Annotated in this window: 20 protein-coding genes; 11 read left to right on the top strand and 9 right to left on the bottom strand. The window is 72.4% G+C overall.

Annotated features, from left to right (window positions below; translation table 11 throughout):
* Positions 1-210: 210 nt before the first annotated feature.
* The 4 genes from tilS (at position 211) to folE (ending at position 4,847) form a co-directional block, all read left to right on the top strand.
* Positions 211-1,257: a tRNA lysidine(34) synthetase TilS gene (tilS, locus tag JL475_RS31680; protein WP_202281495.1), complete on the top strand. Its 1,047-nt coding sequence runs from the start codon at positions 211-213 to the stop codon at positions 1,255-1,257.
* Positions 1,258-1,318: 61 nt separating this feature from the next.
* On the top strand, positions 1,319-1,879 hold the full coding sequence (gene hpt, locus JL475_RS31675) for a hypoxanthine phosphoribosyltransferase (protein WP_109377267.1): 561 nt from the start codon (positions 1,319-1,321) through the stop codon (positions 1,877-1,879).
* Positions 1,880-2,066: 187 nt separating this feature from the next.
* Positions 2,067-4,106, top strand: a complete 2,040-nt coding sequence (gene ftsH / locus JL475_RS31670) for an ATP-dependent zinc metalloprotease FtsH (RefSeq protein WP_202281487.1) — start codon at positions 2,067-2,069, stop codon at positions 4,104-4,106.
* 135 nt (positions 4,107-4,241) lie between these two features.
* Entirely contained in the window at positions 4,242-4,847 is a 606-nt protein-coding gene (folE, locus tag JL475_RS31665; RefSeq protein WP_109377269.1) for a GTP cyclohydrolase I FolE, read from the top strand.
* 82 nt (positions 4,848-4,929) lie between these two features.
* Here folE and JL475_RS31660 read toward each other — a convergent pair whose 3' ends face one another.
* From JL475_RS31660 to folP, 5 genes are all read right to left on the bottom strand, one after another.
* Complete coding sequence (locus JL475_RS31660) at positions 4,930-5,424, bottom strand: DUF3180 domain-containing protein (protein ID WP_202281485.1); 495 nt, start codon at positions 5,422-5,424, stop codon at positions 4,930-4,932.
* A gap of 55 nt (positions 5,425-5,479) precedes the next feature.
* Complete coding sequence (folK, locus tag JL475_RS31655; protein ID WP_202281483.1) at positions 5,480-6,091, bottom strand: 2-amino-4-hydroxy-6-hydroxymethyldihydropteridine diphosphokinase; 612 nt, start codon at positions 6,089-6,091, stop codon at positions 5,480-5,482.
* Positions 6,088-6,447 (bottom strand): dihydroneopterin aldolase, encoded by a 360-nt coding sequence (folB, locus tag JL475_RS31650; protein WP_202281481.1) that lies wholly within the window; start codon positions 6,445-6,447, stop codon positions 6,088-6,090. Before folB ends, folK begins: the two co-directional genes overlap by 4 nt.
* Positions 6,448-6,645: 198 nt before the next feature.
* Complete coding sequence (locus JL475_RS31645) at positions 6,646-7,185, bottom strand: nuclear transport factor 2 family protein (protein WP_202281479.1); 540 nt, start codon at positions 7,183-7,185, stop codon at positions 6,646-6,648.
* Positions 7,182-8,096: a dihydropteroate synthase gene (gene folP / locus JL475_RS31640; protein WP_202281477.1), complete on the bottom strand. Its 915-nt coding sequence runs from the start codon at positions 8,094-8,096 to the stop codon at positions 7,182-7,184. Before folP ends, JL475_RS31645 begins: the two co-directional genes overlap by 4 nt.
* Before the next feature lie 335 nt (positions 8,097-8,431).
* Between folP and JL475_RS31635 the strand changes: the two genes are divergently transcribed.
* Positions 8,432-9,775 carry a hypothetical protein gene (locus tag JL475_RS31635; RefSeq protein ID WP_237408843.1) on the top strand — a complete coding sequence of 448 codons (1,344 nt, stop codon included), beginning with the start codon at positions 8,432-8,434 and terminating at the stop codon, positions 9,773-9,775.
* Positions 9,776-9,805: 30 nt separating this feature from the next.
* Here the strand turns inward: JL475_RS31635 and JL475_RS31630 are convergent, their stop codons facing one another.
* Both JL475_RS31630 and JL475_RS31625 read right to left on the bottom strand, forming a co-directional pair.
* Positions 9,806-11,140 (bottom strand): PH domain-containing protein, encoded by a 1,335-nt coding sequence (locus JL475_RS31630; RefSeq protein WP_202281475.1) that lies wholly within the window; start codon positions 11,138-11,140, stop codon positions 9,806-9,808.
* Positions 11,137-11,658, bottom strand: coding sequence for a PH domain-containing protein (locus tag JL475_RS31625; protein ID WP_202281467.1), 522 nt, complete (start codon positions 11,656-11,658; stop codon positions 11,137-11,139). The genes JL475_RS31630 and JL475_RS31625 overlap by 4 nt, the downstream gene beginning before the upstream one ends.
* Positions 11,659-11,721: 63 nt before the next feature.
* Between JL475_RS31625 and JL475_RS31620 the strand changes: the two genes are divergently transcribed.
* A complete protein-coding gene (locus JL475_RS31620) occupies positions 11,722-12,873 on the top strand; it encodes an NADH-quinone oxidoreductase subunit D (protein WP_202281459.1) in 1,152 nt (383 codons plus the stop codon).
* Positions 12,874-12,937: 64 nt separating this feature from the next.
* Here JL475_RS31620 and JL475_RS31615 read toward each other — a convergent pair whose 3' ends face one another.
* A complete protein-coding gene (locus JL475_RS31615; RefSeq protein ID WP_202281457.1) occupies positions 12,938-13,939 on the bottom strand; it encodes an SAM-dependent methyltransferase in 1,002 nt (333 codons plus the stop codon).
* A 118-nt stretch (positions 13,940-14,057) separates the two neighbouring features.
* Here JL475_RS31615 and JL475_RS31610 point away from each other — a divergent pair, with 118 nt between their 5' ends.
* The 3 genes from JL475_RS31610 (at position 14,058) to JL475_RS31600 (ending at position 16,669) form a co-directional block, all read left to right on the top strand.
* On the top strand, positions 14,058-15,260 hold the full coding sequence (locus tag JL475_RS31610; protein WP_202281455.1) for a sensor histidine kinase: 1,203 nt from the start codon (positions 14,058-14,060) through the stop codon (positions 15,258-15,260).
* A gap of 73 nt (positions 15,261-15,333) precedes the next feature.
* A complete protein-coding gene (locus JL475_RS31605) occupies positions 15,334-16,005 on the top strand; it encodes a response regulator transcription factor (protein WP_202281452.1) in 672 nt (223 codons plus the stop codon).
* Positions 16,006-16,036: 31 nt separating this feature from the next.
* Positions 16,037-16,669, top strand: coding sequence for an AAA family ATPase (locus JL475_RS31600; RefSeq protein ID WP_202281450.1), 633 nt, complete (start codon positions 16,037-16,039; stop codon positions 16,667-16,669).
* Between the two features lie 56 nt (positions 16,670-16,725).
* Here the strand turns inward: JL475_RS31600 and JL475_RS31595 are convergent, their stop codons facing one another.
* Positions 16,726-17,964: a low specificity L-threonine aldolase gene (locus JL475_RS31595; protein ID WP_202281448.1), complete on the bottom strand. Its 1,239-nt coding sequence runs from the start codon at positions 17,962-17,964 to the stop codon at positions 16,726-16,728.
* A gap of 202 nt (positions 17,965-18,166) precedes the next feature.
* Here JL475_RS31595 and JL475_RS31590 point away from each other — a divergent pair, with 202 nt between their 5' ends.
* Both JL475_RS31590 and panC read left to right on the top strand, forming a co-directional pair.
* A complete protein-coding gene (locus tag JL475_RS31590) occupies positions 18,167-19,132 on the top strand; it encodes a Rossmann-like and DUF2520 domain-containing protein (RefSeq protein WP_202281446.1) in 966 nt (321 codons plus the stop codon).
* Positions 19,129-19,909: pantoate--beta-alanine ligase (gene panC, locus JL475_RS31585; RefSeq protein WP_202281444.1), on the top strand; the 781-nt coding region annotated here is incomplete at its 3' end. The genes JL475_RS31590 and panC, both read left to right, overlap by 4 nt.

The following is a 19,909-nucleotide window of genomic DNA, read 5'->3' as shown; positions in this document are numbered from 1 at the left end:
CGGGCGCGCGTCCACCATGGAGCCGATGGAGCCGATGGAGCCGATCCGGCCGAGGCAGGCGGATGACCCGGTAATCACCCGTCCGAGGGACCGTGAGCGAAGAGTAGGCGTGCAATGCTCGGGTAACGGCCCGGCTCTGTCACCATCTACACACTCTGAGTGACCGACTCGAGCCCACGCCCCCTGACAACTTCATGAAGGGAACCGGACATGGGTCCCCATCCTGCGGTCGCGGCGATACGCCTGGCGGTGCGCCGCGTACTCCACGACATCCTCGACGAACACAACCGAACCCCCGACGACACCGGCCGCACCCCGCACGACCCCCCGCACGACCGAGAGTCGTCCCCCCTCGTGCTCGTGGCCTGCTCCGGCGGCGCCGACTCCATGGCCCTCGCCTCCGCCCTCGCCTTCGAGGCCCCACGGCTGGGCCTGCGGGCCGGCGGCGTCACCGTCGACCACGGCCTCCAGGCCGGCTCCGATCTGCGCGCCGCCGAAGTGACCCTGCGCCTGCGCGAACTGGGCCTCGCACCCGTCGAGTCCGTCGCCGTCACCGTCGGCCGCGAGGGCGGACCGGAGGCGGCCGCCCGGGACGCCCGCTACGCCGCCCTCGACGCCGCGGCCGAACGGCACGGGGCCGCCGCCGTCCTGCTCGGGCACACCCGCGACGACCAGGCGGAAACCGTCCTGCTGGGTCTCGCCCGCGGCTCCGGCATCCGTTCCCTGTCCGGAATGGCCGCGGTCTCGGGGGCCGCCGGCCGTTACCGCAGGCCGTTCCTCCGGCTCGACCGGCAGACGGCCCGTAAGGCCTGCCTGGTCCAGTCCCTCCCCGTCTGGGACGACCCGCACAACACCGACCCCACCTACACCCGTTCCCGGCTGCGCCACGAGGGCCTGCCCGCCCTGGAGAAGGCGCTCGGCAAGGGCGTCGTCGAGGCGCTCGCCCGGACGGCCCAGCTCTCCCGCGACGACGCCGACGCCCTCGACGCCTGGGCCGGCCGGGCCGAGGCCGGCGTCCGCGACGCGGACGGCCGCCTGGAATGCGCCGGGCTCTACGCCCTTCCGCCCGCCGTGCGCCGCCGGGTGCTGCGCCGCGCCGCCATCGACGCGGGAGCTCCGGCCGGTTCGCTGTTCGCCCGGCACATCGAGGAGGTCGACCGGCTGATCACCGGCTGGCGCGGCCAGGGGGCCATCAATCTGCCCGGTCGGGTCGTCGCCCGTCGCCAGGGTGGCAGACTGGTGATTCGGCAAGGCTGAAAAACGTGCCCTCGGCAGAGCCGCGGACGGTACGGGACAGCCGCTGGGACGACCGAAAGTGATGCGGGTGGACGCGAAAGACATGGGTGCCGACCTCGAGAAGGTGCTCATCAACAAGGAAGAGATCGACGCCAAGCTGGCTGAGCTGGCCGCGAAGATCGACGCGGAGTACGCGGGCAAGGAACTGCTGATCGTCGGAGTCCTCAAGGGCGCCGTGATGGTCATGGCCGACCTCGCCCGAGCGCTGTCCACCCCCGTCACCATGGACTGGATGGCCGTATCCTCGTACGGGGCGGGCACCCAGTCCTCCGGTGTGGTGCGGATCCTCAAGGACCTCGACACCGACATCAAGGGCAAGCACGTCCTGATCGTCGAGGACATCATCGACTCCGGCCTGACCCTGTCGTGGCTGATCTCGAACCTCGGCTCGCGCGAGCCCGCCTCCCTCAAGGTGTGCACACTGCTGCGCAAGCCCGAGGCCGCCAAGGTCAACATCGATGTGGAATGGGTCGGTTTCGACATTCCCAACGAGTTCGTCGTCGGATACGGCCTCGACTACGCCGAGAAGTACCGCAACCTCCCGTTCGTCGGTACGCTCGCGCCTCACGTCTACGGCGGCTGAGCCACCCGGCCCAGAGCGCCGTATGTGATCGGGAACCCCGGCGGGTTCCGCTCCGTTGGAGCATGCGTGGACGCGATTGCCAGCAGTCCCACGCAGCTTCGGCGGGCGATGCTGGGGTACCGTCCGAAGAACAGTCTTTATCAAACTCACTATGGCAGGAGGGACGGGGCGGCACCGCTCCGTATGGATGGACGTGAAGCGATACTTCCGTGGGCCGGTCATGTGGATCGTGCTGGCCGTCCTCGCCGTGGTCGTGTTGATGCAGGTCGTCGGCTCGTCCGGCGGCTACAAGACGGTGGACACCGGCCAGGTGGTCCAGGCGATCAACCAGAACAAAGTCGAGTCGGCCAAGCTGACCACCGGCGACGAGCAGATCATCAAGGTCGAGCTCAAGTCCGGTGAGAAGATCAAGGACAGCTCGAAGATCCAGGCGAGCTACATCGGTGACCAGGGCGTCACCATCGCCAACACGCTGCAGGACAAGTACCAGAACAAGCAGATCCCGGACGGCTACACGGTTTCGCCGTCCAAGCAGAACCCGTTCGTCAGCATTCTGCTGTCGCTGCTGCCCTTCGTCCTCATCGTCGTGGTCTTCCTGTTCCTGATGAACCAGATGCAGGGCGGCGGCTCCCGCGTCATGCAGTTCGGGAAGTCCAAGGCGAAGCTCATCACCAAGGACACTCCGAAGACGACGTTCGCCGACGTCGCGGGCTCGGACGAGGCGGTCGAGGAACTCCACGAGATCAAGGAGTTCCTGCAGGAGCCGGCGAAGTTCCAGGCCGTCGGGGCGAAGATCCCCAAGGGCGTGCTGCTGTACGGCCCGCCCGGAACCGGCAAGACCCTGCTCGCGCGTGCCGTCGCGGGCGAGGCCGGAGTCCCCTTCTACTCGATCTCCGGTTCCGACTTCGTCGAGATGTTCGTCGGTGTCGGTGCCTCCCGGGTCCGTGACCTGTTCGAGCAGGCCAAGGCCAACGCCCCGGCGATCGTCTTCGTCGACGAGATCGACGCGGTCGGCCGCCACCGCGGCGCCGGCCTCGGCGGTGGTCACGACGAGCGCGAGCAGACCCTGAACCAGCTCCTCGTCGAGATGGACGGCTTCGACGTCAAGGGCGGCGTGATCCTCATCGCCGCCACGAACCGCCCGGACATCCTCGACCCGGCCCTCCTGCGCCCCGGCCGCTTCGACCGCCAGATCGCGGTCGACCGCCCGGACATGCAGGGCCGGCTGGAGATCCTCAAGGTCCACCAGAAGGGCAAGCCGGTCGCTCCGGACGTCGACCTGGCGGCCGTCGCCCGCCGCACCCCCGGCATGACCGGTGCCGACCTGGCCAACGTGCTGAACGAGGCCGCGCTGCTGACCGCGCGCAGCGATCAGAAGCTGGTCGACAACCACATGCTGGACGAGGCGATCGACCGTGTGGTCGCGGGCCCGCAGAAGCGGAGCCGGATCATGTCGGACAAGGAGAAGAAGATCACCGCGTACCACGAGGGCGGACACGCCCTGGTCGCGGCGGCCTCACCGAACTCCGACCCCGTCCACAAGATCACGATCCTCTCCAGAGGCCGTGCCCTCGGCTACACGATGGTGCTGCCGGACGAGGACAAGTACTCGACCACGCGCAACGAGATGCTGGACCAGCTGGCCTACATGCTGGGCGGCCGGGCGGCCGAGGAACTCGTCTTCCACGACCCGACGACCGGTGCGGCCAACGACATCGAGAAGGCCACCGGCCTGGCCCGCGCGATGGTCACGCAGTACGGCATGACCGAGCGTCTCGGCGCGATCAAGTTCGGTGGCGACAACTCCGAACCGTTCCTCGGACGTGAGATGGCTCACCAGCGCGACTACTCGGAAGAGATCGCCGCGCTGGTCGACGAAGAGGTCAAGAAGCTCATCGAGACCGCGCACAACGAGGCGTGGGAGATCCTGGTCGAGAACCGCGACGTGCTCGACAACCTGGTCCTCGCCCTCCTGGAGCGGGAGACGCTGGGCAAGGAGGAGATCGCCGAGATCTTCGCGCCGATCGTCAAGCGCCCGCCCAGGCCCGCCTGGACCGGCTCCTCCCGCCGTACGCCGTCCACCCGCCCGCCGGTGCTCTCCCCCAAGGAGCTGGCACTGACCAACGGGGCGAACGGCGCGACGCCGGCCATCTCCACCGTGAAGAGCACCGCCGCGGAACCCGCGCCGGCGCCCGAGCGGACCCCGGAGGACCGCCCCGAGAGCTGACCGGCTCTCCCGGTGACCCCGCCGGGCCCGGAATGAACGCCGCGCCCCCAGGTTCTAGCCTGGGGGCGCGGCTTTTGTGTATCCGCAGTCGGACGCGCACCCCTGACGCGCGCAGGCACAGGAACGAGGCACCACATGACCGACCCCGTGACGCTGGACGGCGATTTCACCTTCGGCGAGTTCGACGAGAAGCGAGCCGAGAACGCCGTACGCGAGCTGCTGATCGCGGTCGGTGAGGACCCCGACCGGGAGGGGCTGCAGGAGACCCCGGCCCGGGTGGCACGGGCGTACAAGGAGATATTCGCCGGCCTGTGGCAGAAGCCCGAGGACGTGCTGACGACCACGTTCGACATCGGGCACGACGAGATGGTGCTCGTGAAGGACATCGAGGTGTACTCGACGTGTGAGCACCACCTGGTGCCGTTCCGCGGCGTGGCCCACGTCGGCTACATCCCGGCCACCAGCGGCAAGATCACGGGGTTGTCGAAGCTGGCCCGGCTCGTGGACGTCTACGCCCGGCGACCGCAGGTGCAGGAACGGCTCACCACCCAGATCGCGGACTCCCTGATGGAGATTCTGGAGCCGCGCGGAGTGATCGTGGTCGTGGAGTGCGAGCACATGTGCATGTCGATGCGGGGCATCCGCAAGCCCGGCGCGAAGACCCTCACGTCGGCCGTGCGCGGCCAGCTGCGGGACGCGGCGACGCGCAACGAGGCGATGAGCCTGATCATGGCGCGCTGACCGGGGGCAGGAGCCGCTCGGGAGCGGTCCTGGCCCCCGGAACCGCGGCCCCTGTCACCGTCACCGGGCCCCGGAACGCGTCTCAGGCCGCCGGGGCCGTGCCCCTGCCGTTGTGGTGGTCCTCGTCGTCCTCCGGGAGCTTGCAGACCCGCTCCAGGAAGATGGCGGCCGCTATGACGCCGATCCCCGCCAGGACCGAGGCGCCGGCGTAGATGGCCTGGTCGCGGCGGGCCGGGACGTCGAGGGACTCCAGGAGGAAGACGCCGGTGCCGCCGTACATCCCGGCGACCAGGGCGGCGACCAGGGCGCTGGCCTGGCCGAAGACGACCGCGCGGGCCGCCATCATGGGGTCGACGCCCTTGGCTTCGGGACGGCGCTCGCGCTGGGCCTTGAGACGGGTGCGGAGAGAGAGCGCCGTGGCCGTGAGGACCACGGCGATCAGGGCGAGGACGATGGGCGCGGCCACCGGGACGCTCGGCAGCGTGCCGAAGGAGTTCCAGAGGCGGGCGACGGCCCAGGACAGGATCCCGGCCACGACGAAGACGCCGGCCAGCACCCTGATGCGCAGCTCTCTCACGGTGTCCCTTCGGTTTCCCCGGTGCCCCGGAATGCGGTCGTGTCGACCTTAACGGCTACTCGGGCAGCCGGAGTTCCAGGTCGGTCCGGGGAATGACGCCTTCTCGGCCGACCGCGTCCAGCAGGGCGGCGACGGGGCCGCGTCCGGGGAGGACGGCCTCGGGGTCGACGTCGTGCCAGGGGGCCAGGACGAAGGCGCGCTCGTGGGCACGGGGATGGGGAAGGGTCAGCCGCGGGTCGTCGGACAGGAGGTCCGCGTAGGCGACGATGTCCACGTCCAGGGTGCGCGGGCCCCAGCGCTCGTCGCGGACCCGGTGGAAGGCCTCCTCGACCGCGTGCGCCCGCTCCAGCAGGGAGGACGGGGGGAGGGTGGTCTTCAGGACCACGACGGCGTTGAAGTACGAGGGCTGGCTGCCGGGCTCGACGCCCCACGGCTCCGTCTCGTACACGGGGGACACCGCTTTGACGCGGACGCCCGGGGTGTCCTCCAGGGCGTCGACGGCACCCTGGAGGGTCTCCAGCCGGTTGCCGAGGTTGGCGCCGAGGGCGACCACCGCCCGCTTCGGGTTCTGCAGGGTGCTGTCGGCGGCGTCGACCCGCTCCGTCACGGAGGCGGGGACCGGCTGAACGGTCGGGTCGGTGTGGCCCTGGGCGGAAGGCCTGGTCATACGCGGCTCCGGGTGATGGTGACGGTCACGTCGTCGAAGGGTACGGTGATCGGCGCGTCCGGCTTGTGGACGCGGACCTCGACCTCCTGGACCATGTCGTGCTCGAGGCAGACCCGGGCGATGCGCTCGGCGAGCGTCTCGATGAGGTTCACCGGTTCGCCCTCGACGACCGCCACGACCTCCTCCGCCACGATTCCGTAGTGCACGGTCTTCGTCAGGTCGTCGTCGGTCGCGGCCGGCCGGGTGTCCAGGCCGAGGACGAGGTCGACGACGAAGGTCTGGCCCTCCTCGCGTTCCTTGGGGAACACACCGTGGTGCCCACGGGCCTTCAGGCCGTGCAGCGCGACACGATCCACACGAATCCACTCCTGTAGTCGGTTGGCCGGTTGGTCGGTCGGCCGGTCAGTTCGTCGGTCCGGCCGGTCGGCGCCGTGCGGGCGGCACCTCCTGCCCCGGTCGAATCTACCCGCGGGCACCGGCAGGGCCGGCCCCGAGGGGGCGCCGGCCCGGACCGGTACGGGAGGATTCATCCTGCGTTTCCCTCCGGGCGGGCCTCAGGCGGGGAAGCCGGTGTCGTCGGGGGTGTCGGTGTCGTCGGTGTCGTCGGTGGACTCGTCCTCGCCGTTCTCGGCGAGGACGGGGGAGGCGTGGTGGGACCAGAGCTTCCAGCCCGCGGGGGTGCGCCGGTAGATGTTGGTGGCGACGACCAGCTGGCCGACCAGGGGGCCGAGCTCCTCGCCCGCCCTCGGCGCGGGACCGCCGCTGAGGATGTTCTCGGTGCAGGTCACCAGGGCGGTGTCGCCGGTGACGGAGACGTGCACGTCGGTGAGGAAGAACTGGATGTAGTCGGTGTTCGCCATGATCAGGGCGTACGACCGGAGCACCTCGCCGCGGCCGGTGAGCACCGGCCAGCCGGGGTGCACGCAGGAGACCACCCCGGTGTCCGCCGGGTCGTGGTAGGTCTCGTCGACGCCCAGGTCGGCCGGGGTGAGCCAGAGTGACGCCACCTCTTCGAAGTCACCCTGCTCGAGTGCCTCGTAGAAGGCGGCGTTGGTGGCCTCGACCTGCTCGACGTCGGTGTGCGGCGCGCTCACCGGGCTCCTTCCGCACCGTGCGGGGCGGGTTCGGAGCGCGTGCCGTCCGGGGTGCGCGCCTGTTCGACGGCGCGTACGACCCGTACGGCGTCCGCGGTGGCGCGCACCTCGTGCACGCGGACCGCCCAGGCGCCGCCCTGCGCGGCGAGGGCGGAGACGGCGGCGGTGGCCGCGTCACGTTCCCGGGCGGGCGGGGGCGTGCCGTCGGGCCCGGCCAGGACCTGGCCGAGGAACCGCTTGCGGGACGCGGCCACGAGCAGCGGGTGACCGAGCGCCCGCAGACGGTCGAGCCGGGCGAGGAGGGCGAGGTCGTGGCCGGTGTCCTTGGAGAAGCCGAGTCCGGGGTCGACGATCACGCGGTCGGCCGCGATGCCGCCCTCCAGCACCGCCGCCACGCGCGCGTGGAGCTCGTCGACGACCTCGGTGACGATGTCGTCGTACGCGCCCTTGACGTTGCCGCCCTCCAGCAGGCCGCGCCAGTGCATGACGACGAAGGGGGCGCCGGCGGCGGCGACGACGCGGAGCATGTCGGGGTCGGCGAGACCGCCGCTCACGTCGTTGACGAGCGCGGCGCCGGCCGTGAGGGACTGTTCGGCGACCGAGGCGCGCATGGTGTCGACGGAGATCGTGACGCCCTCGGCGGCGAGGCCGCGGACCACGGGGATGACGCGCTTGAGTTCCTCGGTTTCGTCGACGCGGGTGGCCCCGGGGCGGGTGGACTCGCCGCCGACGTCTATCAGGTCGGCGCCCTGGGCGACCAGGTCGAGGCCGTGCTTGACGGCGGTCGTCGTGTCGAACCAGCGGCCACCGTCGGAGAAGGAGTCGGGGGTCACGTTCACCACGCCCATGACCGCGCAGCGGTCCCAGTGGGGAAGGCCCGCGACGTGGAGATGTCCGCTGCTGCTGCTCATATGTTCAGCGTATGCCCCGGGCGCGGCCCGGGAGACCCGGACCCGGGGCCTGGCCCCTGGAGACCCGGAACCGGAACCGGACCCGGACCCGGAGGGCCCGGAAGGCCCGGAAGGAGCGGGGCCCGTTCCCCCGTCCGGCATTTCCTCAGCGGATCTCATCGGTCTTCCCGGAAAGCGGTAACCCGCCCCCGCCGTGAAAATGATCTTGCATATTCGCGGGCCGGGTCTATTCACGGTTCGGCGTAGTTCCCTGACGCCCTGTGAAAGCCTCGGTGTGGCTTTGTTTTTACGGGGCGGGGCTCCACCATTCGCCTACGCGCGGTAAGTTTCTGGCCATGCCACGTGGACGTCACCGCCATTCCCCGCCCCTGCACAGGATGCTGCCCCCGTCGGCGATCGCAGGCGTCTCCCTCGTCTGCGCCCTGGGGCCCTGGGTGTTCACACAACCGATGACGCTTCGCCTCCTGGCCGCCGCGGCGGCGGTCACGGCGATCATCGGTGCGGTCGTCATGCGGCACTGGGACATCCTGGCCGGCAAGCAGGTCGCCGACCTCACGCGCGCGCGGGCCGGTGACGAGTGGCGGTTCGAGGAGCGGGTCGCCGAACTGGAGGCCGACCTCGAGGAGTCGCGCGAACTGCGCGTCAAGCTGGAGCAGCGGCTGCGCGCCAAGCGCGCGGAGCTGGCCGGGCTGCGCAACGAGCACGCGGCACTGCTCCGGCGGTACGCCGCCGCGGAGACCGAGCGGGCGAGCGTTCTGGAGGAGCGCCGGGTGCTCGAGATAGAGGCGGCGGTCCCGGCCCGTGCGTTGCCGGCGGGTCCTTCGGCGCGGTCCGGTGACGAGACCGCCAGGACGGCGTCCGTGCCGGCGGCCAGGAGCGAGGACGGAACCGCGGGCGGGGCCGCGGTGGAGGAAGTGGTCGGGGCGGAAGCGGCCGGGGCGGAGCCGACGGTTCCTTCGGTCTTCTCGCCCGAGGGCTCCAAGCTGTTCCTGCGGGCCGAGGCGGCGCTGGCCCGGTTCGGCGACGACGCACCGGAGGAGCACCACGACACGCCCGAGGGCGACGCCTCCGAGAGCGACGCCTCCGAGGACGACTTTCCCCAGGGCGACGGCCCCGGGCCCGCGAGGAGGCGGAAGCCGGGGCAGCCGCAGAGGGACGGGACGGAGGGGCAGCCGGGAGCGGTCGGCGAGCACGAGCGCGTGGCCTCCTCGGACCCGGGCACCGACACCGACACCGGCACCGCGCCCGAGGAGCCGTCCCAGCCCGAGCAGTCGGCGCCGCCGGTCCCGCCCGGCCGCTCGGTGCGGCCCTCCGGGCACTTCACCGTGCCGACCGCGGTCGCGGTCGTACCGCCGACGGAGCCTGTGCGGCGTCCGGTGACCGACGGCGGGTTCGACTTCTTCGGTACGCAGAAAGACGAGGAGCCAGGCCGGGAGGGCGTCCAGAACGAGGACCTCGCCGATGTCGTCGGACAGGAGGTCCTGGCCCTGCACAGGACCGAGGACGGCGCCGGGTTCGAGCCGGCCGGTGAGGACGCACGGGCCGTCGGCCAGGTCATCGATCTGACGGCGCACGACGAGCCCGAAGGGGCCGGCCCGGACGGTACGGACGGCCCGGCCGACCCGGGCGGCACAGCCGACGCGGCCGGCGCCGAGGGACTGCGCAGCGCGGTCTCCTGAAGCACCGCACGCGCTTTCGAGGTTCCGGGGTCAGGCCATCCAGCGGTCCGGGCGGGCGTCCCTGCGGCCGGTCCGGGAGCGTTCCGCCTGGGCCCGCAGCAGCTCCGCCGCCTCGTCGGCGTCCCGGAGCCGGGCCGTCACGGACTTGTCGGCCCCGGTGTCCACATGGACGTCCGCGACGCCCCGGGCGCGCTGCCAGGGTCCCTGGGCCAGCCGTACGCTCTGCACCTTGGCGTGCGGCACCAGGGCGACGGTCCGGCTCAACAAACCGTGCCGCGCGGCGAACACGGTGTCGGTGACGGCGAGCCCGTAGCCGCGCCACCACACCGGCACGCACCACCGGGCGCGCCGCGGCGGCCGGGACAGTTCCGCGTGCGAGGGCACATGGACGCCGGGGAGCACGCGTGCGACGACGGACTCGGCGATCTCGCGCGGAGCGACCGGCAGCAGCAGGGAGTTGGACGAGCCGGCCACGTCGAGTTCGACCCGTACCCAGCCCCGTCGCCGCCACAGCAGCGGCTCCACGATCCGCACGGTCTGCACCCGTCCCGGCGGCACCGTCTCGTGCGCCCGGTCCAGCAGTCCGTGGTCGATCCGCAGCCCGTCGGGCGACTCGCCCAGGGTCCAGTCGTACTCGGTGACGAACCGGCCGACGCTGCTCGCGCCCGCCGCGCCGAACAGCGGTACGGCGACGGCGAGGACCGTCCACAGGTTGTGGGCGGCCATCCACAGCAGCGGCACCACGGCGAGGGCGGCGATCAGCCAGACCCAGGTCCCGCCGGTCAGTGCGAGAGAGAGGGCGAGGACGCCGGGTGGCACGCGCAACAGCTGACGGGACGGCGCCTCGCCCACCTCGTGCGCCGTCTCGGGTGCGAAACCCGCCGCCCGTGCGAGCAGTTCGGCGCGCAGCGCGCGGGCGTGGTCGGCACCCAGGAAGGCCAGTTCGTCCTTCTTGTCGGTTCCGATGACGTCGATTCTGAGTTTCGACACACCCGCGACCCGCGCGAGCAGCGGCTGGGTGACGTCGATGGCCTGGATCCGCTCCAGCCGGATGTGCGCGGTGCGGCGGAACAACAGCCCGGTGCGGATGCGCAGTTCGCTGTCGGTCACCGCGAAGTGGGTGAACCACCAGGTCAGGAAGCCGTAGAGGGCGGCGGCCGGGATGAGGACACCGAGACCGACCAGCAGGGTCGTCGTGGTCAGCCGGGTCAGCTGACGCTGCGCCTGGTCCGGGTCGTGCAGCGCCCACCCGATGACGACCGCTATGGGCGCCCACGCCCGCCTGAGCGGCGTGACGGGGTGCAGGCGGCGCTCGATCACCGGGCGCCGCTCGCGTACGTCCTCGTGGACCTCCGGGGCCGTCACAGCCCCGCCGATCGGGCCTCGCCCAGCTCCGTGAGCCGGTCGCGCAGCCGCTCGGCCTCGGCCGGGTCGAGACCGGGGATGGTGGCGTCGGTCGCCGCGGCCGCGGTGTGCAGCTGCACGCTGGCCAGCCCGAAGTGCCGTTCGACGGGACCGGAGGTGACCTCGACCAGCTGCATCCGCCCGTACGGCACGATCGTCTCCTGGCGCCACAGGACGCCCCGGCTGATCAGCAGGTCGTCGGCGCGCTCGGCGTACCGCCAGGAGCGCCAGTTGCGCTCCAGCATCACCCAGCCCCAGGCCAGCACGGCCAGCGGCAGCACGGCGAAGCCGGCCCAGCCGGGCCCGGCCAGCAGCCCCGGGACCAGCCCGGCGGCCAGGGCGAGCAGCCCCAGCCACACCACGAGCATCAGCCGGCGCAGCTTCAACAGCCCCGGTGGCAGCGCGATCCACTGCGGTCCGTCGCCGGGGCCCACCGGCTCCACCGCTGTCCCCGTGTCGTGCGGGTTCCCCGTCTCCATGGCCCCAGCGTACGTAGGCCCCGGCGTGCGCAGGCCCCTGCGTGCGTGGGGGAGACTGTGGTCATGACTCCTACGACGGAGACCACGGTCGGCATCGGCGGCGCCGCGGAGAGCACCGACATGGTGCTCAACATCGGGCCCCAGCATCCGTCCACGCACGGCGTGCTGCGGCTGAAGCTCGTCCTGGACGGCGAGCTCATCAACCGCGCGGAGCCCGTGATCGGCTATATGCACCGGGGCGCGGAGAAGCTGTTCGAGGCGCGTGACTACCGCCAGATCATCATGCTGGCCAACCGCCACGACTGGCTGTCGGCGTTCTCCAACGAGCTGGGCGTGGTCCTCGGGGTGGAGCGGATGCTCGGCATGGAGGTCCCCGAGCGCGCGGTGTGGCTGCGCACGCTGCTCGCGGAGCTGAACCGGGTGCTCAACCACCTGATGTTCCTCGGTTCCTATCCGCTGGAACTCGGCGGCATCACGCCGATCTTCTACGCCTTCCACGAGCGCGAGGAGCTCCAGCACGTCATGGAGGAGGTCTCCGGCGGCCGCATGCACTACATGTTCAACCGCGTGGGCGGCCTCAAGGAGGACCTTCCGGCGGGATGGACCACGCGCGCGCGGGCCGCCGTCGCCGACGTGCGCTCCCGCATGGACCGCTTCGACGACCTGGTGCTCGGCAACGAGATCTTCCGGGGCCGCACCCGCGGGGTGGGCGTCCTCTCCGCGGACGTCGTGCACGCGTACGGCGTGAGCGGGCCGATCGCCCGTGCCTCGGGCGTCGACTTCGACCTGCGCCGCGACGAGCCGTATCTCGCCTACGGCGAACTGGGGGACGTCCTGAAGGTCGTGACCCGTGAGGAGGGCGACTGCCTCGCCCGCTTCGAGTGCCTCCTGGAGCAGACCTACAGCTCCCTCGACCTCGCCGACGCCTGCCTCGACCGGCTCGCCGACCTGCCGCCGGGGCCGGTCAACCAGCGGCTCCCGAAGGTCCTCAAGGCCCCCGAGGGGCACACCTACGCGTGGACCGAGAACCCGCTCGGCATCAACGGGTACTACCTGGTCAGCAAGGGCGAGAAGACGCCGTACCGGCTGAAGCTGCGCTCGGCGTCGTACAACAACATCCAGGCGCTCACCGAACTGCTGCCGGGGACGCTGGTCTCGGACATGGTGGCGATCCTGGGGTCGATGTTCTTCGTGGTGGGAGACATCGACAAGTAGCCGGCGAGCAGCCGACACGTACAAGTGGCTGACGAGGAGCCGGCGAGCGGCTGACAGCCCGGGGTCAGCCCGCGAGGACGTCCGGGATGCCCACGGGCTGCAGCAGCCACCCGAAGTCGCCGAGCCCGCCCGTCGCGACGAGTTCGGCGGCCTGGGAGGCGCCCGCGAGGGCGCGTACGTAGCCGACGGGGTCGGCGGACGCCAGCGTGAGCGGGGGGCGCGCGCCGGTGAGGCCCAGGGAGCGCAGGGCCGCCCGCTGGGGGAGCAGGCGGGCGCCGGGGAGCGCGCAGGCCGCCGCGCAGGAGTCGAGGGCGACGTGCGCGGTGATGTCGCACGACCCGTCCGGTACGGGCGTCGTCTCCCGCCCTTCCCGGAAGCCCGTGAGGGTTCCGAACGGCGGGCGCGCGTCCGCCGAGTGCGCGTAGTCCACGGCGACGGCGAGCCCCCGCTCGAGCGTCCCGACCGCCGACGCCCACGCCACGTCCCGGGACAGCCCGATCTCCGCCCGCAGCCCCTCCCCGGCCGGCAACGACCACCACCGGGCCAGCCACTCGGCCTCCGGACCCGTGACCGGCGCCCCGAGCCGTTCCGTGCCGTCCTCCCGTACCAGCACCAGGCGCAAGACGCCCGCCGGGTCCACCTCGGCGACCTCCAGGGGCACGTTGTCCAGCCACTCGTTGGCGAACAGCAGTCCGGTGATCCGTTCCGGGGGCTCGGTCCGCCACTCGATGCCGCGGTCGAGTCCGCCGGGACGGTCGGCGAGTTCGACGGCGTACGCCCGCACGCGCGCCGCCACCTCGGCGGGCAGCGCGGCGAGCACGCCCGTGACCAGTTCGCCCCGGCCCGCCCCCACGTCCACGAAGTCGAGCACCGCGGGCCGCCCCAGCGCCTCGTCGACCCGGCACAGCAGCCGGGCCACGGCCCCCGCGAACAGCGGTGAGGCGTGCACCGACGTACGGAAGTGCCCGGCGGGGCCCTCCGGCCGACGGTAGAAGCCGCCCGGCCCGTACAGGGCGGTCCGGGCCGCCGCCCGCCACCCGCGCCACCCGCTCGTCGTCGCTGTCACGGGGCCAGGTTAAGGGCGCGGATATGCCGGACCTCCACCTTGCGGAGTACGCGTGCCGACCGGGGATCGGCCCTCCGGTTGACCCCTGCACGCATTTTGCTTCCCTACGCTGGGTTACGTGCAGCGCCTCTATGATTTTCTCCGCAGGCACCCGACAGGGGTCGACGGCTTCTGGGCCGTGGTCCTGTTCGGGATTTCGGTGCTGGGCGGAGCGAGCGCGCAGGAGACCAAGGGGACCGATCTGCCGGCTCTCACCGTGCCGGTCATGCTGCTGCTGTCGCTGGTCGTGGCGCTGCGCCGGCGGATGCCGGAGCGGATGCTGGTCCTGGCCGTCGTGGTGAGCGTGCTCCAGGTGGTCCTCGACGTGGCGACGATGCCCGCCGACTTCGCGCTGCTGGTGATCGTCTACACGGTCGCGACCGGCGGCGCCCGCTGGGCCTCCCGGCTGGCGCTGGCCGCCGGTCTGTGCGCGGCACCCGTGGCGCAGGCGCGCTGGCCGTTCGAGGACGTGAGCATGGCGGGCAACATCGCCATGGTGGTATTCCAGACCGTGCCCTTCGCCCTCGCCTGGGTGCTCGGCGACTCCATGCGCACCCGGCGTGCCTACTTCGCCCAGCTGGAGGAGCGCGCCGCCCGGCTGGAGAAGGAGCGCGAGGCGCAGGCCAAGGTCGCGGTAGCCGCCGAACGCGCCCGCATAGCGCGTGAACTGCACGACGTCGTCGCCCACAACGTGTCGGTGATGGTGGTCCAGGCCGACGGCGCCGCCTACGTCCTCGACGCCGCGCCCGACCAGGCGAAGAAGGCCCTGGAGACCATCTCCTCCACCGGCCGTCAGGCCCTCGCCGAGATGCGCCGCCTGCTCGGTGTGCTGCGCACCGGCGAGCACGAGGAGGCCGGCGAGTACGTGCCGCAGCCCGACGTGCAGCAGATCGAGGACCTCGTCGAGCAGTGCCGGGAGTCCGGACTGCCGGTGGACTTCAAGGTCGAGGGCACTCCGCGTCCGCTGCCCAGCGGTGTCGAACTCACCGCGTACCGCATCGTGCAGGAGGCGCTCACCAACACCCGCAAGCACGGCGGGCCCGACACGGGCGCCAGCGTGCGCCTGGTGTACTTCGACGACGGTCTCGGCCTGCTGGTCGAGGACGACGGCAAGGGCGCCCCGCACGAGCTGTACGAGGAGGGCGGGTTCGACGGCCAGGGCCACGGTCTGATCGGCATGCGCGAGCGGGTCGGCATGGTCGGCGGCACCCTGGACGCGGGCCCGCGGCCGGGCGGAGGATTCCGCATCAGCGCCCTGCTGCCGCTCAAACCCGGCCCCTGACACCCGGACGCTCGCGCACGCCCTTTGTCGACACTTGTAACACTGGCCTGGAACCGGACTGGAAGAGGACCCGATGGCGATCCGCGTGATGCTCGTCGACGACCAGGTGCTGCTGCGCACCGGGTTCCGGATGGTGCTCGACGCCCAGCCGGACATGGAGGTCGTGGCGGAGGCGGGCGACGGCGTGGAGGCCCTCCAGGTGCTGCGCGCCACCGCCGTCGACGTGGTGCTCATGGACGTCCGGATGCCGAAGCTGGACGGGGTGGAGACGACCCGCCGGATCTGCGCGGACACAGACCCGCCCAAGGTGCTGATCCTGACCACCTTCGACCTCGACGAGTACGCCTTCTCCGGGCTGAAGGCGGGCGCCTCCGGCTTCATGCTCAAGGACGTGCCCCCGGGCGAACTGCTCGCCGCGATCCGCGCGGTGCACAGTGGTGACGCCGTGGTCGCGCCGTCCACCACCCGCCGGCTCCTGGACCGCTTCGCCCCCATGCTGCCGTCCACCGCCGAGCAGCCCCGGCACAAGGCGCTGGAGCGGCTCACCGAGCGGGAGCGGGAGGTCATGGTGCTGGTCGCGCAGGGCCTGTCCAACGGCGAGATCGCGGCCCGGCTGGTGCTGTCGGAGGCGACGGTGAAGACGCACGTGGGCCGCATCCTGACCAAGCTGGGGCTGCGGGACCGGGTGCAGGTGGTGGTCCTCGCCTACGAGACGGGACTGGTGCGGGCCGGCGGACACGGCTGACCGGGGGCCCCGGCGTCGGTAGGGTCGGCGCATGCTGCTGTGGATCAACGGCCCTTTCGGGGGCGGTAAGACACAAACCGCGTACGAGATACACCGTCGTCTCCCGGGCAGCGTCGTCTGCGACCCGGAGCACGCAGGATTCGGACTGCGCCGCATGCTCCCGCCCGAACTGCGGGGAGACTTCCGGGATCTGACCTCCTGGCGGCAGGGCGTCGTCGAGGTCCTCGACCTCGCCCTGACCCGGCACGACGGCGTCGTGATCGCGCCGATGACGGTCACGGACTCCGGCCACTTCGCCGAGACGGTCGGCCGGCTGCGCGAACTCGGCCACGGCGTACACCACTTCGCCCTCCTCGCCGAACGGGAGACGGTGCTGAGGCGGCTGCGTGAACGCGGCCTCGGACGCCTGCCGCGTTCCGCCGCGGGGAGGAAAACGGGCCCGCACCGGGAGAGTCGGGCCGTGCAGCAGCTCGACCACTGTCTGGAGCGGCTCGCCGAGCCGGAGTTCGCCGAGCATCTGTGGACGGACCGCGCCACCGTGCCGAAGACGGCGGACCGCATCGCCGTCCTGGCGGGACTGGAGCTGCGCCCCCACCGTGAGGGCCCGCTGCGCACCCGGCTGCGGCAGGCGCGCGTCGGGCTCCGGCACATCCGCTTCGACTGAGGCTCCCGCCGACGCCGACGCCGACGCCGACGCCGACGCCGACGCCGACGCGGGCGCTACCGCCCGGCCGTACCCGTCCCGGTCGCCGTCGTCGCCGTCTCCGTCAGCCGGGTCACGAAGTCCGCGGCCGCCGTCCGCACGTCGTCGGGGGTCCACTCCAGGCCGGCCGCCCGCACGTACACCTCGGTGAGCGCCAGGCCGGGGCCCTGTTGCTCCCAGCCGTTGGCGAACAGCATGGTCCCCGTCTCCTCGGCGGTGCGGATCGCCGCCTGTGCGAGGGTCTCCGCGTCGTACGGCAGCCACACCTGGAAGTCGTGGGTGTGCGGCACCTCGGGATGGACGCGTGCCCACGGCACCCCGGCCGTGGCCAGGCCCTCGCGCAGCGCGGCGGCCACCACGCGCGCGTGGGTGACGTACTCCGGCAGTCGGGGCAGCTCCCGTTCCAGACCGATCAGGGCCGACAGCGCGGTCGGGAACTGCTGGAAGGCGGTGCCGCCGTACCGGTGCCGCCAGGCCTTCGCCTCCGCCGTCAGGGCCCCGGGACCGGCGAGGGCCGCGCCGCCGAAGCCGTCGAGCGACTTGTAGAACGACACGTAGACGCTGTCCGCCAGGCCGGCGATCTCGTCCAGCGGCCGGCCGAAGTGGACGGCGCACTCCCACAGCCGGGCTCCGTCGAAGTGCACCACGGCCTCGCGTTCCCGCGCGGCGTCCACCACCTCGGTGAGCTCCTCCCAGGTGGGCAGCAGGAAACCGGCGTCCCGGAGGGGAAGCTCCAGCATCAGCGCGCCGAAGGGCTCCTCGAAGTCCCGCACCTCGGCGGCGGTCGGCATCCTGGGCTCGCTCGTCACCCGTACCGGACGCAACCCGGCGACCCGGCTGAACGCGTTCCGCTCGTGGACCTCGGGGTGGCTGAGCCCGTGCAGGGCGACGACGGGGTTGCCGGTACGGCCCGCCCAGCAGCGCAGAGCCACCTGCTGGGCCATCGTGCCGGTCGGGAAGAACGCGGCGGCCTCGGTGCCGAGGAGCCCGGCGACCCGCTCCTCCAGCGCTTCGACGACACCGTCGCCGTACAGGTCGGACGCCTCGTCCAGGTCGTACCGGCCGTCCGCCTCCGCCAGCAGTGCCAGTCGTTCCCGGAGCGTGCCCAGGAACCCGAGGCGGGCGAGGACGCGCGGAGCACCGCGGTAGGCGGCGACCCGCCGTTCGCGGAGCTCCCGGCGCCCCTCCTCGTCGGTGCGCCGCTCGTCCCGTCCCGCCGTGCCGTTCCCCGCCGCATCGCTCATGCCCGGGATCATCCCCCGCGCGGGGAAGCCAGGGCACCAGAATTTCCGTGCTGCGTGCCGCGTGCCGCACGCGACGGCGCCCCGAAGAGGGCACGGCGGACACGGCGGGCGCAACTGCGACGGCGCGACCGGACACCCGGGGAACCGATCGCGTTAACATGACGAGAAATCGTCCGGTACCCCGAGCGGACTGGAACGGGAAGGCCGCCGTCGCGTGAACACAGCCCCACAGCCGGATCCCAGGGACCGCCCCGCGCGGCTCACCGTCGGCGTCGTCGGCGCCGGGCGGGTGGGCCCGGCCCTGGCCGCGTCCCTCCAACTCGCCGGACACCGTCCGGTGGCGGTCTCCGCCGTCTCCGCCGCGTCCAGGAGGCGCGCCGAGCAACTGCTCCCCGGCGTACCGGTGGTCCCGCCCGCCGAGGTGCTGGAGCGGGCCGAACTGGTACTGCTGACCGTCCCGGACGACGCGCTGCCCGAACTGGTCTCCGGGCTCGCCGGGACGGGGGCGGTACGGCCGGGGCAACTCCTCGTGCACACCTCCGGGCGGTACGGCGCGAAGGTGCTGGACCCCGCCCTGCGGGCCGGGGCGCTGCCGCTGGCCCTGCACCCGGCGATGACGTTCACCGGCACCCCCGTGGACGTGCAGCGGCTCGCCGGGTGCTCCTTCGGCGTGACGGCGCCCGAGGAGCTGCGGCTGGCCGCCGAGGCGCTGGTGATCGAGATGGGCGGGGAGCCGGAATGGATCGCCGAGGAGAACCGCCCGCTCTACCACGCGGCCCTCGCCCTGGGCGCCAACCACCTGGTCACCCTGGTCGCGCAGTCCCTGGAACTGCTGCGCACCGCCGGAGTCGAGGCACCCGACCGGATGCTCGGCCCGCTGCTCGGCGCGGCCCTGGACAACGCCCTGCGCTCCGGCGACGCGGCCCTCACCGGCCCCGTCGCGCGCGGTGACGCCGGCACCGTCTCCGCGCATGTCGCCGAGTTGCGGCGGCACGCCCCGCAGGCCGTCGCCGGCTACCTGGCGATGGCCCGCGCGACCGCGGACCGCGCCCTCGCCCACGGCCTGCTGAAGCCGGAGCTCGCCGAGGACCTGCTCGGGGTACTCGCCGGCGGGACGCCGGGCACCCCCGGCGACACGGGCGCTCCCGGCGAAGGCGAAGGCGAAGGGGAATCCCGATGACCACCACCCTGCTGCGCACCGCCGGGGAACTGCACGCACGCGCGCGTGCGGGCCGCCGCACCGTGGTGATGACCATGGGCGCCCTGCACGAGGGCCACGCCACCCTGATCCGCGCCGCCCGCGACATCGCGGGCGCCGACGGCGAGGTGGTGGTCACCGTCTTCGTCAACCCGCTGCAGTTCGGCGAGGGCGAGGACCTCGACCGGTACCCGCGCACCCTGGACGCCGATCTCGATGTCGCCGGGCAGGCGGGCGCCGACGTCGTCTTCGCCCCGTCGGCCGACGAGGTCTACCCGGGCGGCGAGCCCCAGGTCCGGATCAGCGCCGGCCCCATGGGCGAACGCCTGGAGGGCGCCGCCCGCCCGGGTCACTTCGACGGCATGCTCACCGTCGTCGCCAAACTGCTGCATCTCACGCGCCCCGACGTCGCCCTGTACGGCCAGAAGGACGCCCAGCAGCTCGCCCTGATCCGCCGCATGGTGCGCGACCTGAACTTCGGCGTCGACATCGTCGGGGTCCCCACCGTCCGCGAGGACGACGGACTGGCCCTGTCCAGCCGCAACCGCTACCTCTCCGCCGCGGAGCGGCGCACCGCCCTCGCGCTGTCCGGCGCGCTGTTCGCCGGCCGGGACCGGCACGCCGCGCAGGAGGCGCTGCGCGCGCGGGCCCGCGAAGTGCCCTCCACGCGCGCGCGTGCCGAGGCGCTCAGCGCGCTGGGCGAGTCCCACGGCGACGGACGGCAGCGTTCGCTGGCGCTGGCCGGCGAGGACGACGTGA

The organism is Streptomyces sp. M2CJ-2 (assembly GCF_016757295.1).
GTDB lineage: Bacteria > Actinomycetota > Actinomycetes > Streptomycetales > Streptomycetaceae > Streptomyces.
The sequence above is the reverse complement of the archived record's forward strand: the minus strand, read 5'-3'. Positions and strand labels throughout refer to the sequence as shown.